Source organism: Streptomyces venetus, assembly GCF_039540295.1.
GTDB lineage: Bacteria > Actinomycetota > Actinomycetes > Streptomycetales > Streptomycetaceae > Streptomyces > Streptomyces venetus.
Map to the genome: position 1 here is coordinate 27736 of NZ_BAABET010000005.1, position 17898 is coordinate 45633.

The following is a 17898-nucleotide window of genomic DNA, read 5'->3' on the forward strand; positions in this document are numbered from 1 at the left end:
CCGTGGCGCCTTCGCTGGCCGTGCGGCATTCCGCCCCGCTGCCCCCCGACGGCGGTGAACGTGTGTCTCAGCGGCCCTGGTACCCGGCCGCCTTGGAGCGGGCCGAGCCGAGCTTGCCGTAGAGCTTGCGTCCCGGGCATGACGTGTTGAAGCCGTCCCGGTGACCTGAGATCACGTTCAGTCGAACCTTCTTGCCTTTTCGGTAGAGGTTGCCACCTCCCGACTTCAGGTATGTCTTGCCCCGCGGATTCATCCCGTACAGGCCGAGCTTCCACGCCGCGAGCCGGGCGATGCCCTTGACGGCGGCGGACGACGGCTTCTTGGCCCCGTACGAACCGAGGACGGCGATCCCCATGCTGTTGCTGTTGAAACCACGGGTGTGCGCGCCGAGGACCGCCTTCGCCACGCCCCCCGCGCGGCCCTCGTAGATCTTTCCGCACTTGTCGATGAGGAAGTTGTAGCCGATGTCCCGCCAGCCCATGCTCTTGACGTGGTAGCGGTAGATACTGCGGATGAGTGAGGGGGCCTGCGAGCAGCGGTAGCCGTTGCCGCTGGCCGTGTGGTGCACGAAGGCCGCCTTGACCTTCTTCGTGTAGACGAACTTGCCCTCCCGCAGCCCCTCGTCGGCGCCCCAGCCGCGACGCGTGACGATCCGCGGCCGCGGGCCGACGTACGGCTTCGCCTGCAACTGCGCCATCAGTGCCTCGGCGTTGATGGCGTAGAGCTCCCGCTCGGTCTCGGCGCGGCTCAGTTCCGCGATCTCGGTGGCGCCGAGGGGCGCGAGTCCGGCGTTGGCCGCGTCGGCGGCGGTGACGGCGGAGACGTCGGCGTTCAGTTCGGCGGTGCGAGGGACTTCCTCCGGAGTGCCGGGGAGTGCGGCGGTCTCCGCGGCGTCCCCGGAGAGTGGGGCGGCTTCCGCCGCATCGCCGGGGTCCACGAGTTCGAGGCGCAGGCCGGAGGGGAGTGCGGACGCGCCCGTGCCGTGGGGGCCTGGGGCGGCTTCCGGGTCGTCGGGCTCGGGGACGACACGGAGTTCCACACCGTCGGACTTGCCCACCCACAGGGGTGCGGTGCCGCCTCGCACCCGGCCCGAGGTGCCCTCGGCGGTGCCCGGATCGGCTCTGTGGTCGGCGGTGTGGGTGTCGATGTCCTGCCAGCCGGTCCAGGTGCGGGTGCCGGCGGTGCGGGTGCGGACCTGGACGCGGCCGTGCAGTTCGGCTTCGGGGTCGTCCCAGATGACGCCGACGAGGGAGAAGCCACGCACGGCCCGGCGGGGCAGGCCCTGTTCGGTGGTGCCGGGGGCGGACGGGGTGGCGCGGCTCCGGGTGAGGGGTTCGAGGGGGAGGGACTGGGTGCCGCCGGGGGCGTACGGTTCGGCGGCGCGCCGGTCGGTCGTGGTGGTGGTCGCGGTCCGGTCGGTGGTCGTGGTCGGTGTCCCCGCTCGGGGCGCGGGTCTCGCTGCCGTGGCGGCTTCCGCGGTCGGTACCGGTCTCTCCGTCCCCGCCACGGCGGGGGGAGCGAGCGGGAGGGCCAGAGCGGCCGCACAGGTGACACCGATGGAAGAAGCAAGGAATCCACGCATGCCCCCGATGTTGGACATAGTCATATAACTCTGTCCATTTAGGATGTGACGCTCTGTCGCCCAGGATGCGGCCGAACCGGTGACGCACCGGCGGCGGGGCGGCGGCCGGGGCGTTGGGCGCGGGCTCGTGCGGCACGTACGCTTGCGCGGGTGAACGCCACCGATCGCACCCCTGCCGACCTGCTGGGTTCCGCGCTCGCCGCGGACCCGGGACGTCCCCTTGTGACCTTCTACGACGACGCCACCGGCGAACGCGTCGAACTCTCCGTGGCCACCTTCGCCAATTGGGTGGCCAAGACCGCCAACCTCCTCCAGGACGAGTTGTCCGTCGAACCCGGGGACCGGGTGGCGCTGTCGCTGCCCGCGCACTGGCAGACGGCGGTGTGGCTGCTGGCCTGCTCGTCGGTGGGGGTCGTCGCCGACGTGTCGGGGGACGTGCGGGCGGCCGACGTCGTGGTGAGCGGGCCGGAGGGGCTGGAGGCGGCTCGGGCGTGCTCCGGGGCGCGGATCGCGATGGCGCTGCGGCCGCTCGGGGGGCGGTTTCCGCAGGTTCCCGAGGGGTTCGTCGACTACGCGGTGGAGGTGCCGGGGCAGGGGGACCGGTTCGTGCCGTACGCGCCGGTGGATCCGGAGGGGCCCGCGCTGATCGTGGCGGGGCGGGAGTTCAGCGGGGCGGAGGTCGTGGAGCGGGCTCGGGCGGAGGCGACGGGGCTGGGGCTCACGGGGCCGGGGTCGCGGATTCTGTCGGGGTTGCCGTACGACACGTGGGAGGGGTTGAACGCGGGGTTGTACGGGCCGTTGGCCACGGGGGGGTCTGTGGTGTTGTGCCGGCATCTTGAGCGGGCTGGGGACGGGGTGCTGGACAAGCGGGTGGAGAGTGAGCGGGTTACGGCTATCGCCCGGTAGGGCGTTTCGCGCGGTGCTCGGCGTGGGTGCTGGGGGCGGGGCGTTGCGCAGCCCGGCGTTGCGGGGTGCCGCTGCGCCCACCCGTGCCGCCCCAGCGGCACGACTGCCCGCAGCTGGGGGCGGCGCCCCGTTCGGACCATTCCCATCCCGCCCCCGGGCTCCTTTCGCGCCACAGTCGTAGGAGAAGTGCGCGTGGCGCGTTCCTACGTCAGGGGTCAGGAGGGGTCCTGTCTTGGCCGGCACCAGTGGTGGGTCCTTCCGGAGGCCGGGGGCGAGTGCGGGGGCCTCGGCCAGTGGGCGGGGGCTGGTGCGGCGGCGTCGGCGGCGGTGGGCGCGGTGGACGGCGTTCGGGATCGCCGTCGTGGTCGCGGCGGCCGCGGGGGCCGGATGGGCGGTGTACGCGAAACTCAGCGGAAACATCACGCCCGACGAGGCAGCCGCGGCCGAGCTCGCGCGGTACGAGAAGGAACGGCCCACCTCACTCGTCAAGGACGCGCGGAACATCCTGCTCATCGGTTCGGACTCGCGTCAGGGCGACGACAACGCCCGCTACGGGCGGGACTCCGGGACCGAGCGGTCGGACACCACGATCCTGCTGCACCTGTCCGCGGGCCGGGGCAGGGCCACCGCCGTCTCCCTGCCCCGGGACCTGATGGTGGACATGCCGGGCTGCCGGCGCCCGGACGGTTCCCGCAGTGCGCCGAGGTTCGCCATGTTCAACCAGGCGTTCCAGCTGGGCGGCTCGGCCTGCACCATCCGGACCGTAGAGAAGCTCACCGACGTCCGGGTCGACCACCACGTCGTCGTCGACTTCCACGGCTTCAAGCGGATGGTCGACGCGGTCGACGGCGTCGAGGTGTGTCTGAAGGAACCGATCGACGACCGGGCGGCCAAGCTGCGACTGCCCGCCGGGCGGGTGACGCTCGACGGCGAGCAGGCCCTCGGTTATGTCCGCGCCCGCAAGTCGCTCGGCGACGGCAGCGACACGGAACGCATGGAGCGGCAACAGCGCTTCCTCGGGGCACTCGTCAACAAGGTGCGCAGCAATGACGTTCTGCTGAATCCGGTGAAGCTGTATCCCGTGCTGGACGCCGCCACGTCCTCTCTCACAACGGACCCGGATCTGGCGAGCCTTCGCGGCTTGTACGAACTCGTGCGGGGGCTGCGCGACATCCCCATGGAACAAGTGCAATTCCTGACCGTGCCTCGGCAGTCGTATGCGTACGACGCCAATCGCGACCAACTCGTGGAGCCGGCGGCGGAGAGGTTGTTCGAGAGGCTGCGTACGGACACTCCGGTGGCGATCACCGGGACCGGGGCGCACGGTTCCGCACCGCTGAGGCCTGCCGATTCGCGGGACGGGTCGTACGGGGATTCGCATGCGGGCCCGTTTGCCGAACCCGCCGTCACCGTTTCTCCTCCACCGACGTTCCGCGGGAACACGGCAGCCGAGGACACCTGTGAGTAAAGCGGGCACCAAGGTAACTCCAAGGCAACGAACTCTTCACCCAGGAAATGGGCGAATTGCCCAAGTGTAGGGACGTGCAATTTGTCACCGTCGTCGCTCGGCACTGAACTGGGCGGTTAGTGTGAGCGATCCCGGTGCGCCCCGGCTCTGAGGACGGTCCTGAGATCGCGCACTGTGTGACCGAGACCCGGGCGCCTTGGAGGGGAAGGCGCCGCGCCCCGACGGAGGAAACAGACGACCGTGGACGCGCAAGGCCGTGGGCGGGCGGACGACATCGACCCCGCAGACCAGTGGGTGCTCAATCCGAACACCGGCGAATACGAATTGCGACTGCCCCCTTCCGCACCGCAGTCGGGCGTTCCCGGGCCCCGCAGGCCGCCGTCCTCCGACTCGGGTCCGCCGGCGCGCGGCCGTACGGAGGCGCCCGGCCGGCCGCGGCCCGAGACGCCCGGCCGTGCGGTGCCGCCGCCGCGCAGGCGCCGCGGGGCTCCGGCTCCGGAGGAACCGCTGCCGGGGCGGCGCGGGCGCCGGCCCGCCAAGCAGGCCTCGAAGGGCAAGAAGGCCCTGCTGTGGACCGGTGGCGTGATGGCGTTCGTGCTGGTCGCCGGGGCGGGCGCCGCGTACTTCTACATCGAGCACCTGAACAACAACATCGCGTCGGTCTCCGACGACGGCGCGAGCACCGGTGGCTTCGAGAAGGACAAGGCCATCAACATCCTGCTGATCGGCACCGACAAGCGCACCGGCGCGGGCAACGAGAAGTACGGCGACGCGGGCAGTGTCGGGCACGCCGACACCACGATCCTGCTGCACGTCTCCAAGGACCGCTCCAACGCGACCGCGCTGAGCATCCCCCGTGACCTGATCGTCGACATCCCGGACTGCCCGACCACGCAGGAGGACGGGTCGCAGAAGGTCATCCCGGGCACGCCGCAGACCCGCTTCAACACGAGCCTCGGCCAGGACGGCCGTACCCCCAGCTGCACCATGCGGACCGTGACGGAGCTGACCGGGGTGAAGCCGGACAACTTCATGGTCGCGGACTTCAACGCGGTCAAGACGCTGACCAGCGCCGTCGGCGGGGTCGAGGTCTGTCTGGGCAAGGACATCGACGACCCGGACTCGCACCTGAAGCTGTCGAAGGGCAACCACACGATCGAGGGCGAGCAGGCCCTGGCGTTCGTGCGCACCCGGCACGCGGTCGGCTTCGGCGGCGACCTGAGCCGGATCGGGCTCCAGCAGCAGTTCCTGAGCGCGCTGATGCGCAAGCTGAAGTCGAACGACACGCTCAGCAGCCCCACGAAGATGCTCGACCTGGCCGAGGCGGGCACGAAGGCGCTGACCGTCGACTCGCAGCTGGACAGCATCAACAAGCTGAAGGACCTCGGTCTGGAGCTGGGCAAGCTCAACACCAAGAACCTGACGTTCGCCACGACCCCGGTGATCGACAACCCGGCGGAGAAGGTCAAGACCACGGTCGTGCTCAACGAGTCGTCGGCCCCGCAGGTCTTCTCCATGATCAGGAACGACGTCTCCTTCACCGCGGTCAAGGAACAGAAGAAGAAGGAGGCGGCCGCGGTGGCCGCCCGGCTCAAGGGCACCAAGGCCGACGCCTCCGAGGTCCGGGTGCGGGTCCTCAACGGCGGTGCCGTCGCGGGCAGCGCGCAGGAGACGCTCAGCTGGCTGCAGAACGAGGAGGGCGTGACCAAGTCGGAGAACGCGGGCAACGCGCCCGCCTCCCTGGCGAAGACCACGCTCGAGTACGCCCCCGACCAGGCCGACCAGGCCCGTCGCCTCGCCGACATCATGGGCCTGCCCGGGTCGGCGCTGAAGCAGGGCGAGAGTGTGACGAACTCGCAGGGCGTGCCCGCGATGACCCTGACCCTCGGCAAGGACTTCAAGGGTGCGGGCTCCTCCCAGGCCGCTCCGACGAAGGCGCCGGCGGACGTGGACAAGTCCACGGCGGACAAGGTCGAGTGTGCCGAGTGACCTGACGGGCCTGTCTTACGTCTCACAGGACGTAGGGCAGGCGTTGTCCGGTGACACGGGGGTGGGGAAGCGAGATGGCGCAGAGCAGCAGTGTGTACGGCGAGGGGACGAAACCGGGTGCGGTCCCGCGTGAGCCGGCCCGGGGCGGGTCCGCCGGGCCGGACGGCGCTGACGGCCGGCGAGGCCGTCGGCCGCGCCGCGGGCGTCGCGTCCTGCGCTGGTCGGCGACCACCCTCTCGGTGCTGGTCCTGGGGACGGCCGGCGCCGGCTACCTCTACTACGAGCACCTGAACGGCAACATCGAGAAGGGCCAGCGCAGCAGCGGCGACTCCAAGGCGACGAAGGCCGCTCCGAACGCGGCCGGCCAGACGCCCCTGAACATCCTGCTGATCGGCTCCGACAGCCGTAAGTCCGACGAGAACGTGAAGCTCGGCGGTGCCCGGAACGAGCGCGGCAACCCGCCGCTCGGCGACGTGCAGATGCTCATCCACCTGGCCGCCGACCGCAAGAGCGCCTCCGTGGTGAGCATTCCGCGCGACACCCGGGTCGACATACCCAAGTGCACCGACCCGAAGACCGGGAGGACGTACCCGCCGGTCAACAAGATCATCAACACCTCGCTGGGCCGTGGCGGTGCGGGCTGCACGCTGGCGACCTGGCAGAACCTCACCGGCATCTACATCGACCACTGGATGACGATCGACTTCGCGGGCGTGGTGCAGATGGCGGACGCCATCGGCGGGGTGGACGTGTGCGTCGAGCAGAACGTGTGGGACCGCCCGCTGCCCGGCGTTCCCGGCGGCTCGGGCCTGAAGATGAAGGCCGGCCACAAGAAGGTCAAGGGCGTGCAGGCGCTCCAGTGGCTGCGCACCCGCCACGCCTGGGGCAGCGACCCGCTGCGGGCCAGGGCGCAGCACATGTACATGAACTCGATGATCCGCACGCTCAAGGCGCAGAACGTCTTCACGGACACGGGCCGGCTGACGGACCTGGCCGAGGCGGCCACCAAGTCGCTGAACGTGTCGGAGGAGATCGGCACGGTGAAGAAGCTGTACGACCTGGGCATGCAGCTGAAGACGGTGCCGACGGACCGCATCACCATGACGACGCTGCCCACCTCCGAGGACCCGGAGGACGTCAACCACCTGATCCCGGCGGGCGCCGACGCCGACCGGGTGTGGGCCATGCTCCGCGACGACGTGCCCTTCGACGGCAAGGGCGGGAAGCCGCGGAAGAAGAAGACGGAGGAGTCGGAGAAGGACTCGGCGGATCCGGCCGCGGCGGACGGAGCGATCGGTGTGCTGGTGCAGAACGCCACGCGTTCCAGCACCCTCGGCCCGGTCAGCGGCCGCGCGGCCGCCGTCGCCCGGTCACTCGTGGGCGAGGGGTTCACGAAGGCCGCCGCGGACACCTCGCCCGCCCGCGCCGAGGAGCGGACCGTCGTGCGCTATCCGAGCGCCGAACTGGAGGGCGATGCGCAGCGCGTCGCCAAGTCACTCGGCATTCCTGTGAGTTCGGTGAAGCGCTCGACCGATGTCTCCGGTGTCACGGTCGTGGTGGGCGCCGACTGGCGTACGGGCACGGCCTATCCGAAGCAGGCGGCGCCGAAGGCCGGAGACCTGCCCGGTGACGCGGACGCGCTCAATGGTTCCGACGCCGGAAAGTGCATGGACGTGTACGCGCCGTACCGCTGGTAGCGGACGATGCGTCACACGCGCGTGAACTCCTCGAACTCCCGTTCATGAATTGGGCTGGATTGCCCAAATGTATGGACGTTGAATTTGTCATTCGGCGCACATCGGCGTTCAACTGGGCGGATAGTGTGAGCGATCCAGTGCTTCTGTGATGACCAAGTACCCGTGCGCTCTCCGGGGGGAGAGGGCGCCGCGTGCCCCGACGGAGGAAACAAGCAACCGTGGACGCGCAACGCCGTGGGCGGGGGGAACCGATCGACCCCGCAGACCAGTGGGTACTCAATCCGAACACCGGCGAATACGAACTGCGACTGGCTCCATCCGCAGCGCAGTCGCCGGGCCCCGGGGCACGCGAAGCCGCGGGCGCTCGTGGAACCGGCCGTGGTACCGCTGGTGGTACCGGCCGTGGTAGCGGCCGTGGTACCGGTGGCGGTACGACGACCCGTACCGAGGTCCCGCCGCAGCGCAGACGGCGCGGCGCCCCCGAGGAGCCGCCGCCGGGACGGCGTGGCGGACGGAAGCCGGCCCAGCGGAAGCCGAAGAAGGCGAAGAAGGTGCTGCTGTGGACCGGCGGCACGATGGCGTTCGTCCTGGTCGGAGTCGGCGCCGCCGGCTACCTCTACCTCCAGCACCTGGCGGGCAACGTCACGACGACCGACGTCGGCAGCGCGGGCGCGAGCAACTTCAGCAAGGACGAGGCCTTCAGCGTCCTCATCATCGGCACGGACAAGCGCACCGGTGAGGGCAACGAGGGCTACGGCGACAAGGGCAGCTCCGGGCACGCCGACACCACGATCCTGCTGCACGTCGCCGAGGACCGCTCCAACGCGACCGCGCTCAGCATCCCCCGCGACCTGATCGTGGACATCCCGGACTGCCCGACGAAGCAGGAGGACGGCTCGGAGAGGATCGTCGCCGGGCAGCGGGCCGTCCGCTTCAACCGGAGCCTCGGGGAGAACGGCCGGGACCCGGGCTGCACCATGCTCACGGTGGAGGAGAACACCGGCATCGAGGTAGACCACTTCATGATGGCCGACTTCAACGCCGTGAAGACGCTGACCTCGGCGGTCGACGGGGTCGACGTCTGTGTGGAGAAAGCGGTCAACGACAAGGACTCCAAACTCGTCCTGCCCGCAGGCGAGTCGAAGGTCGAGGGCGAGCAGGCCCTCGCGTTCGTCCGCACCCGCAAGAGCTTCGGCAACAGCGGCGACCTCGACCGGATCAAGGTCCAGCAGCAGTTCCTGGGCTCGCTCATGCGCAAGATGTCCTCCGGTGACACCCTCACGAGCCCGTCCAAGCTGCTGAAGCTCGCCGAGGCCGCGACCGAGGCGCTGACGGTGGACAAGGCGATCGGCAGCGTCGGCACGCTCAAGGACGTGGCGCTGGAGCTGAAGAAGGTGCCGACGAAGAACATCACCTTCACGACGGTGCCGGTGAAGGACAACCCGGCGGAGACCGTGAAGGCGACGGTCGTCTTCGACGAGACCAAGGCTCCCCAGGTGTTCGACATGATCGCCAACGACGTGTCGTTCACCGAGGTCAAGCGGCAGAAGAAGAAGGAGAAGGACGCCGAGGCCGCGCGGCTGAAGGGCACCAAGGCCCCGGCCTCCGAGGTCCGGGTGCGGATCCAGAACGGCGGTGCCGTCGCCGGCAGCGCCCAGAAGACCCTCCAGTACCTCCAGGTGGAGGAGGGCGTGACCAAGTCGGAGAACGTGGGCAACGCGCCCGCCGCACTGGCGAAGACCACCCTCGAGTACGGGCCCGACCAGGCCGACCAGGCCCGGCGCCTCGCCGACATCATGGGCCTGCCCGGGTCGGCGCTGAAGCCCGGCGAGAGCGTGACCAACTCCCAGGGCCTGCCCTCGATCACCCTGACCCTCGGCAAGGACTTCAAGGGCGCCGGTGTGAAGCTCGACGCCCCGGTCGAGGCGCCGGACGTGGAGAAGTCCACGGCCGACAAGGTGAAGTGCGCGAGTTGACCCGCTGAGGGCAACTGACAGGCCCGTCGTGCGTCTAACAGGAGGCAGGACGGGCCTGTCGCGTGCGCGGGGGGCGGGAAGGACCGGGGAAGTGACGCAGAGCGGTGTACGGGAGAACGAGACGCGGCGGGGCGTCCGCGGTGAACCGGGCCCGGGCGAGGCGGAGTCGGAGACGGAGACGTCCGACGACGAGGGCGGCTCGGCGAAGGACACCGGGCCGGACACCCGGGCGGGTGAACAGCACCCCGGCGCAGGCGGTGACGGCGGTGAAGGCGGTGACGTCCGCAGCGCCGCGGGCAGCCCCCGGCGTCCGCGGCGGCTGCTGAAGTGGTCCGCCGCCGTGCTCGCCCTGCTCATACTCGGGACGGCCGGGGCCGGTTACCTCTACTACCGGCACCTCAACGGCAACATCAAGAAGGACGCCCTGAACCTCGGCGACCACAAGGTCGCCGCTCCCACGCCGAACGCCGCCGGTCAGACCCCGCTGAACATCCTGCTCATCGGCTCCGACGCCCGCGACACCGAGGAGAACCAGAAACTCGGCGGCGCCCGCGAGACGTTCGGCGGCACTCCCCTCGCGGACGTCCAGATGCTGCTGCACCTGTCCGCCGACCGCACCAACATGTCGGTCATCAGCATGCCCCGCGACACCCTGGTGAAGATCCCCAAGTGCACCGACCCGGACGACGGGAAGGTGTACCCGGCGACCCAGGGCCGGCGGATGACCAACCAGAGCCTCGGCCACGGCGGTCCGGGCTGCACCGTGGCCACCTGGCAGGAGCTCACCGGCATCCACATCGACCACTTCGTCATGGTCGACTTCGCGGGCGTGGTGTCCATGGCCGACGCCGTCGGCGGTGTCCCGGTGTGCGTCGACGCCAACATCCACTCGCGCACCTCCGACGGCAAGGGCTCGGGCCTGAAGCTGGAGAAGGGCACCTCCTACGTCCAGGGCGAGCAGGCCCTGCAGTGGCTGCGCACCCGCTACGGCTTCGACGACGGCAGCGACCTCGCCCGCGCCAAGGCCCAGCACATGTACATGAACGCGATGGTGCGGCAACTGCGCGACAACGCCACCCTGAGCAGCCCGAACAAGCTCCGCAGACTGGCCGAGGAGGCCACCCGGGCCCTGACGGTCGACACCGGCCTCGACACCGTCAAGAAGCTCTACGACCTCAGCGACGAGCTGCGCAAGGTGGAGCCGAAGCGCATCACCATGACGACGATGCCCAACCGGTACGTCGGCGCCCGCGTGGAGCCCACGGACGACGCCGAGCAGCTGTTCCGGCTGGTGCGCGAGGACATCGCGCTGGACGGCAAGGACGAGTCGAAGAAGCAGACCACGGAGAAGGCCGCCGACCCGGCAGCGGCCGACGACGAGATCCCCGTCCAGGTCCGCAACGGCACCCGCACCGGCACCCTGGCAGCGGCGCGCGGACGCGCGAGCGAGGTGACCGGGCTGCTGACGGAGAAGGGCTTCGCCCAGGCCGTCGCCGACAGCACCGGCTCATGGAGCGAGGACAGCACCGTCGTCCGCTACCCGAGCGCCGACCTGGAGGGCGACGCCCAGCGGGTCGCCGAGGCCCTGGGCATCCCGCTCGGTTCGGTGAAGCGGTCGACGGACGTGTCCGGCGTCACGCTCGTCGTCGGTGCCGACTGGCGCGAGGGCACGGCCTACAAGGCGCCGAAGCAGAACGACAAGACCCCGAAGTCGGCCGAGGCGCTCAACGGCGCGGACGACAAGGCCTGCATGCACGTGAACCCGGCGTTCACCTGGTGACGGAAACGGGCCCCTCCCGCACGGGGAGGGGCCCGGACACGAGCGGTGTGCGTCAGCCGGTGGCCGCGTCCGCGCGGACCGCCGGGCGGCGGCTCGCTATCACCTTGCGGGCGAGCGCGCGCGGACTGGTCAGGAAGCCCCAGCCCCACGACATGTGCATGGTGGCCAGCGCCACCGGGATCTGCAGCCGGGCCTTCAGCGGCAGCCCCTTGCCCGCCGGAACCGAGCCGAGGAGGATCGCCGCGAGATAGCCGCCGGGCACCACGAAACCCCACGGCGTCAGCACCGCGCCCACCAGGATCCCGGCCGCGATCGCGCACACGGCGGCCGGCGGGGCGAGGTAGCGCAGGTTGATCGAGCCCTCGTGGAAGCGGGCGACGACGTGCCGCCAGCGGCCGTAGTCCTTGTACTGCTTGGCGAGCGCCTTCACGCTCGGCCGCGGCCGGTACGACACCCGCAGTTCCGGCGAGAACCACACCAGCCCACCGGCCTCACGGATGCGGAAGTTCAGCTCCCAGTCCTGGGCGCGGATGAACTCCACGTTGTAGCCGCCCTGCTGCTCCAGCGCCTCGCGCCGGAACACTCCGAGGTAGACGGTATCGGCGGGGCCCGCCTGCCCGCCGGTGTGGAAGGCGGCGTTGCCGACCCCTATCTTCGAGGTCATCGCGGCGGCGACGGCGTGCTCCCAGTCGTTCTCGCCCTCGGCGTGCATGATGCCGCCGACGTTCTGCGCCCCGGTCTCCTCCAGGAGCCGTACGGCGGTGGCGATGTAGTTCTGCGAGAGCATGCCGTGCCCGTCGACACGGACGACGATCGGGTGCCGGGAGGCGTTGATCGCGGCGTTGAGGGCGGCCGGCGTACGGCCGGTCGGGTTCGGGACGGTGTGGACACGCGCGTCTTCGGCCACGAGCTCGGCGGCGATCTCGTCCGTGCGGTCCGTGGACGGACCGAGGGCGATCACGACCTCCATCTCGCCGGCGTACTCCTGCGCGAGGATCGCTTGGACTGCTCCCCGCAGATGCCGTTCCTCGTTGAGGACGGGCATGATCACAGAAACGGCGGGGAGCCGCACGTCGGGATTGGCGTTCATAGAGCGCTCACGTTACCGCGAACGGGGGATACCGGTGCGCGCCGCCGGGGCGGTACCGCAGGCCGCAGATCGTATCGGCCTACGGTGTCACGGATCTCACGTACGGCCGCCGTCCGGAGGTATCCCCTTGCCCACGCCGCCGCGATCCCCTCGGACCACCGCCACCCCGCAGCGCCGCCCGCAGCCCTCCCCCGGCCGTGCCCGGCGCAGGGCCGCGCCGTCCGCACGGGCCCGCAAGCCGCGCTGGGGTCTGCGGGTGGTCACCACGCTGTCCGTGGTGGTCCTGGCCTCCGCCGGTATCGGGCACGCGGTGATGACCAGCCTGGAGGCGGACATCGTCCGGGTCGACCCCTTCAAGGACATGAAGAACCGGCCCGAGGCGGGCCACGGCATGAACGTCCTGCTCGTGGGCACCGACGGCCGCGACAAGATCGGCGCGGAGGAGCGGCGGAAGTACCGGCTCGGCGGCGCGCCCTGCCACTGCACCGACACGATCATGATCGTGCACATCTCGGAGGACCGGGAGCGGGCGAGCGTGGTCAGCCTGCCGCGCGACTCGTACGCGGTGACACCCCCGCACGTCGACCGTACGACGGGCGAGCGGCACGGGGGCCATCCGATCAAGCTCAACGCGGCGTACGCGGAGGGCGGTCCGCAGCTGACCGTGCGGACCGTCGAGGGCATGACCAAGGTGAAGATCGACCACTATCTGGAGGTCGACTTCACCAGCTTCATGAAGACCGTGGACGTGGTCGGGGGCGTGCGGATCTGCACCGCCGACCCCCTGAAGGACAGCTACACCGGCCTGGACCTGCCGGCCGGGCAGCACACGCTGGAGGGCGGGCAGGCGCTGCAGTACGTACGGGCCCGGCACGTCGACGGGGCCTCCGACCTGGGCCGGATGAAGCGCCAGCAGCGTTTCATGGCGGCGCTCGTGGACCGGGTCACCTCCTCCGGGATCATGCTGAACCCGATGAAGTTCCGGGACGTGACCCGGGCGGTGCTCGGCTCGGTGCGGGCCGACAAGGGCTTCGGCACGGACGAGATGCTGGACCTGGGCCGGGCCATGCGGAACTTCTCCCCGTCCTCCTCCGAGTTCACCACCGTCCCCATCGAGGGGATGGGGTACGCCGTCGAGGGGGTGGGCTCGACGCTGAAGTGGGACCCCGTGAGGTCCGAGCGCCTCTTCCACGCCCTGCGCGAGGACCGGCCGCTGTCCGCGCACCGGCCGGGCGGCGCGGTCCCGCTGGTCCCGGTCGCTCCGCAGCGGATCAGCGTCCAGGTGGAGAACGGCACGAGCACGCCCGGCCTCGGCCGCCGGGTGGACGCGGCGCTCGCGGCGGCGGGCTTCGTCACGACCCGCACCCCCGTGACCCATGCCACGGACGACGTGAAGCGCACGGTCGTCGCCTACGACCCCCGCTGGGACCGCTCGGCCAAGTCCCTCGCGACGGCCCTGCCGGGCAGCGAGCTCCGTCCGGTCGCGGGCCTGGGAGCCACCCTGAAGGTCATCGCGGGCTCCGACTTCGACCGCGTCCGCAAGGTGCGGGCGGAGGACCCGGGGCAGGGCGGGGGCGGGGTGGTCCGTGGGGACGAGGTGGCGTGCTCGTAGCGCCTCGGCGCGTCAGTCCTCGAACCCCTCCGCCGCCCGCTTCTCCCGCAGCTCCATGATCGCGCGGCGGCGGGCCAGGCGGTGGGTGCGGCGGATCTGGGCCTCCTGGTAGCGGCGCTTGTCGCGTTCGGTCTCCGGGAGGACCGGCGGGACCCGGCGGGGCTTGCCGTCGGCGTCGACGGCCGCGAAGACGAGGTAGGCGGAACCGACCTGGGTGGGCGGGGTCGACTCGTTCCAGCGCTCGGCGAGGACCCGGACACCGACCTCCATGGACGTCCGGCCGGTCCAGTTGACCTGCGCCTTGACGTGCACGAGGTCACCGACGCGGACCGGCTCCAGGAAGGCCATCTCGTCCATGGAGGCGGTGACGGCCGGCCCGCCGGAGTGCCGCCCGGCCACGGCCCCCGCCGCGTCGTCGACCAGCTTCATGATCACCCCGCCGTGCACCGTCCCCAGAAGGTTCGTGTCGTTGTGGGTCATGATGTGGCTGAGCGTGGTTCGGGAGGCCGAGGTCGGCTTGCCCGGGATATCCGGAGTGCCGGAATCCGCAGCTGAGGCCTGCTCTGTCATGGCCCCCACCTTATGCCGAGGCGACATGAGGGGGTTTTGTGTCAGCTTCGCCACAGCCGTGCTCTGATTTTCCGACGACCCTTGTATGGCGCACTACGGACACCTGCACACTGGGGCGCATGAACACATGGCCCGAGGGACGGTCCGGCGACAACCGCGGCGGCCGGTACGGACGCGGCAGCTCCAGCTCACAGCCCGAGAGTGCCCGTGTCATGCGGCAGGTCCGCCGCGGTCCGGCGGCGTCGCCCGGGCAGGCCGGCTACGGCGGTGCTCCGCAGTACGCCGGAGGAGTACCGCAGCAGCCGTCGTACGTCGACGGTGGATACGCCGAGCCGCCGGGCGGCTATGACAGCGGCTACAACACCGGCCAGGTCTACGGCTCCCCCGGCGGCAGAGGCCCCGGGGGGCCGGGCGACGGCATGTACGAGCCGCGGCCCGCGCCCAACTGGCGCCGCCGTATCAAGGTGACGACCATCACGCTGGTGACGCTGCTGGTCGTGACGAGCGTCGCCACCTACTTCTGGGCCGACTCCAAGCTCAACCGCGACGTCGACCTGTCGAAGGTCATCGACAGACCGGAGGCGGGCGAGGGCACCAACTACCTGATCGTCGGCTCGGACAGCCGCGCGGGCATGTCGGCCGAGGAGAAGAAGAAGCTGCACACCGGGTCCGCCGAGGGCAAGCGCACGGACTCGATGATGATCCTGCACACCGGCGGCGGCGCCCCGACGCTGGTCTCGCTGCCGCGTGACTCCAACGTCACGATCCCGTCGTACAAGGGCTCCGACTCCGGCAAGCTCTACCAGGGCACGGGCCGCCAGACGAAGCTGAACGCGGCGTACGCGGAGGACGGCCCGGAGCTGCTGGTCCGTACCGTCGAGGCCAACACGGGCCTGCACATCGACCACTACGTGGAGATCGGCTTCGGCGGCTTCGCGAACATCGTGGACGCGGTCGGCGGGGTCGAGATGGACATCCCGCAGGACATCAAGGACACCAAGTCCGGCGCGGACTTCAAGAAGGGCAAGCAGACCCTCAACGGCGAGCAGGCCCTCGCCTTCGTCCGCACCCGCTACGCGCTCGCGGGTTCCGACCTGGACCGTACGAAGAACCAGCAGAAGTTCCTCTCGGCACTCGCCAACCAGGTCGCCACGCCGAGCACGGTCCTCAACCCGTTCAAGCTCTACCCGACCATGGGCGCCGGCCTCGACTCCCTCGTGGTCGACAAGGACATGGGCCTGTTCGACCTGGCCGACATGTTCTGGGCGATGAAGGGCGTCAGCGGCGGCGAGGGCAAGTCCATGAACATGCCGATCGCGGGCAACGCCGGGAACGGCAACCTCCAGTGGGACACCGCGAAGGTGAAGACGCTGGTGAACGAGTTGAAGAACGACGACAAGGTCACCGTCTCGAGCAAGTGAGCACCACGCGGCGAAAGGGGGCACCCCGTGGGGTGTCCCCTTTGCTGTGAGCTGGTCGGCGTGAGCCGTTCGGCATGAGCCGGTGCTCACATCGTGGCGGCCGACATCGAGCGGCACGAGTCGGCGCAGCGGCGACACGCCTCGGCGCAGCGCATCATCTGGTCGTCGTCCGGCATGGACATACACGCCTCGGCGCTCATGTCACAGGCGCGGGCGCACATCGCGCACATCTCGGCGGACAGCGGCGAACGGCGCATCATCATGTCGGCGCACATGCGCGTCATCTCGGCGCAGTCCATGACGGCACGCATGATCTGCATCTGGGCCGGGCCGCCCAGCTGCAGGCAGGAGCTCATGGTCTCCTCGCACACGCCGTGGCAGGTCATGCACGCCTGGACGCAGTCCTGCATCTCCTTGCTCAGCGGGGCCGTGGTGGCGGGCTGCTGGGTCATGGCTTCCTCCCGGGGAGACGACGAGGGCCGGGGCCGGCCCCCGTGTCTTCCGTCCTACGCCTGCGCGGTCCCGACCGCCACGGGGCGGAAGGACCCAATCCGCTCGGCGGGCGCGGGGTTGGACACCGTGGCGAAACGCGGATCGCCCTCCTGGCCGGACGGGCGGGCAGGGGGGCGACCGGTGAAGCGGGGCGGCCTTACGGCAGGTTGCGGGCCATGACGATGCGCTGCACCTGGTTGGTGCCCTCGTATATCTGCGTGATCTTGGCGTCCCGCATCATGCGCTCCACCGGGTAGTCACGGGTGTAGCCGTAGCCGCCGAGCAGCTGGACGGCGTCGGTGGTGGCCTCCATGGCGACGTCCGAGGCGAAGCACTTGGCGGCGGCGCCCAGGTAGGTCAGGTCGGCATCGCCGCGCTCGGAGGCGGCGGCGGCCTGGTAGGTCAGGGCGCGGGCGGCCGAGATCTTCATGGCCATGTCGGCGAGCATGAACTGGATGCCCTGGAAGTCGGCGATCGGCTTGCCGAACTGCTTGCGCTCCTGGACGTAGCCCTTGGCGTAGTCCAGCGCGCCCTGGGCGATGCCGAGGGCCTGCGCGGCGATGGTGATGCGGGTGTGGTCGAGGGTCTTCATCGCCGTGGCGAAGCCGGTGCCCTCCTCGCCGATCATGCGGTCGGCGGGGATGCGGACGTTGTCGAGGTAGACCTCGCGGGTCGGGGAGCCCTTGATGCCGAGCTTCTTCTCGGGGGCGCCGAAGGAGACGCCCTCGTCGGACTTCTCGACGACGAAGGCGGAGATGCCCTTGGAGCGCTTGGTGGGGTCGGTGACGGCCATCACCGTGTAGAACTCGGACTCGCCGGCGTTGGTGATCCAGCGCTTGACGCCGTTGAGGACGTAGTGGTCGCCGTCGCGGACGGCCTTCGTCTTCATGCCGGCGGCGTCGGAGCCGGCGTCCGGCTCGGAGAGGCAGTAGGAGAACATGCCGTCGCCCTTGGCGAGCGGGGACATGTACTTCTTCTTCAGCTCCTCGGAGCCGGAGAGGATCACCGGGAGCGAGCCCAGCTTGTTCACCGCGGGGATGAGGGAGGAGGAGGCGCAGACGCGTGCGACCTCCTCGATCACTATGACGGTGGCCAGGGCGTCGGCGCCGGAGCCGCCGAACTCCTCGGGCACGTGCACGGCGTGCAGGTCGTTCGCGACCAGCGCCTCGAGCGCCTCCCGCGGGAAGCGGGCCTCCTCGTCCACGGCGGCGGCGTACGGCGCGATCTTCGCCTCGGCCAGCGAGCGGACGGCGTCACGGAGCATGTCGTGCTCCTCGGACGGGCGGTACAGGTCGAAGTCAGCCGATCCGGCCAA

Annotated in this window: 13 protein-coding genes; 8 read left to right on the forward strand and 5 right to left on the reverse strand. The window is 70.3% G+C overall.

Annotated elements, in window-relative coordinates; genetic code table 11:
• Positions 1 to 67: 67 nt before the first annotated feature.
• Positions 68 to 1582, reverse strand: coding sequence for a peptidoglycan recognition protein family protein (locus ABEA82_RS17220; RefSeq protein WP_345662395.1), 1515 nt, complete (start codon positions 1580 to 1582; stop codon positions 68 to 70).
• A gap of 150 nt (positions 1583 to 1732) precedes the next feature.
• Between ABEA82_RS17220 and ABEA82_RS17225 the strand changes: the two genes are divergently transcribed.
• From ABEA82_RS17225 to ABEA82_RS17250, 6 genes are all read left to right on the forward strand, one after another.
• Complete coding sequence (locus tag ABEA82_RS17225) at positions 1733 to 2488, forward strand: TIGR03089 family protein (protein ID WP_345662396.1); 756 nt, start codon at positions 1733 to 1735, stop codon at positions 2486 to 2488.
• Between the two features lie 232 nt (positions 2489 to 2720).
• Positions 2721 to 3956: an LCP family protein gene (locus ABEA82_RS17230; RefSeq protein ID WP_345662397.1), complete on the forward strand. Its 1236-nt coding sequence runs from the start codon at positions 2721 to 2723 to the stop codon at positions 3954 to 3956.
• A gap of 240 nt (positions 3957 to 4196) precedes the next feature.
• Positions 4197 to 5945 carry an LCP family protein gene (locus ABEA82_RS17235; RefSeq protein WP_345662398.1) on the forward strand — a complete coding sequence of 583 codons (1749 nt, stop codon included), beginning with the start codon at positions 4197 to 4199 and terminating at the stop codon, positions 5943 to 5945.
• 74 nt (positions 5946 to 6019) lie between these two features.
• Positions 6020 to 7642, forward strand: a complete 1623-nt coding sequence (locus tag ABEA82_RS17240) for an LCP family protein (protein WP_345662399.1) — start codon at positions 6020 to 6022, stop codon at positions 7640 to 7642.
• Positions 7643 to 7860: 218 nt separating this feature from the next.
• A complete protein-coding gene (locus ABEA82_RS17245; RefSeq protein ID WP_345662400.1) occupies positions 7861 to 9618 on the forward strand; it encodes an LCP family protein in 1758 nt (585 codons plus the stop codon).
• A gap of 91 nt (positions 9619 to 9709) precedes the next feature.
• Positions 9710 to 11398, forward strand: coding sequence for an LCP family protein (locus tag ABEA82_RS17250; protein ID WP_345662401.1), 1689 nt, complete (start codon positions 9710 to 9712; stop codon positions 11396 to 11398).
• A 52-nt stretch (positions 11399 to 11450) separates the two neighbouring features.
• Here the strand turns inward: ABEA82_RS17250 and ABEA82_RS17255 are convergent, their stop codons facing one another.
• Complete coding sequence (locus tag ABEA82_RS17255) at positions 11451 to 12488, reverse strand: glycosyltransferase family 2 protein (RefSeq protein WP_345662402.1); 1038 nt, start codon at positions 12486 to 12488, stop codon at positions 11451 to 11453.
• 127 nt (positions 12489 to 12615) lie between these two features.
• Here ABEA82_RS17255 and ABEA82_RS17260 point away from each other — a divergent pair, with 127 nt between their 5' ends.
• Entirely contained in the window at positions 12616 to 14100 is a 1485-nt protein-coding gene (locus ABEA82_RS17260) for an LCP family protein (RefSeq protein ID WP_345662403.1), read from the forward strand.
• Positions 14101 to 14112: 12 nt separating this feature from the next.
• On the opposite strand, the gene ABEA82_RS17265 is transcribed toward ABEA82_RS17260, so the two are convergent.
• The gene (locus tag ABEA82_RS17265) at positions 14113 to 14670 is read right to left on the reverse strand and encodes an acyl-CoA thioesterase (RefSeq protein ID WP_345662404.1); all 558 of its coding nucleotides are present in this window, start codon (positions 14668 to 14670) and stop codon (positions 14113 to 14115) included.
• Positions 14671 to 14789: 119 nt separating this feature from the next.
• Here ABEA82_RS17265 and ABEA82_RS17270 point away from each other — a divergent pair, with 119 nt between their 5' ends.
• Positions 14790 to 16091: an LCP family protein gene (locus ABEA82_RS17270; protein WP_345662405.1), complete on the forward strand. Its 1302-nt coding sequence runs from the start codon at positions 14790 to 14792 to the stop codon at positions 16089 to 16091.
• A gap of 86 nt (positions 16092 to 16177) precedes the next feature.
• Here ABEA82_RS17270 and ABEA82_RS17275 read toward each other — a convergent pair whose 3' ends face one another.
• The gene (locus tag ABEA82_RS17275) at positions 16178 to 16543 is read right to left on the reverse strand and encodes a four-helix bundle copper-binding protein (RefSeq protein ID WP_345662406.1); all 366 of its coding nucleotides are present in this window, start codon (positions 16541 to 16543) and stop codon (positions 16178 to 16180) included.
• Between the two features lie 197 nt (positions 16544 to 16740).
• Positions 16741 to 17898 (reverse strand): acyl-CoA dehydrogenase, encoded by a 1158-nt coding sequence (locus ABEA82_RS17280; protein ID WP_003990716.1) that lies wholly within the window; start codon positions 17896 to 17898, stop codon positions 16741 to 16743.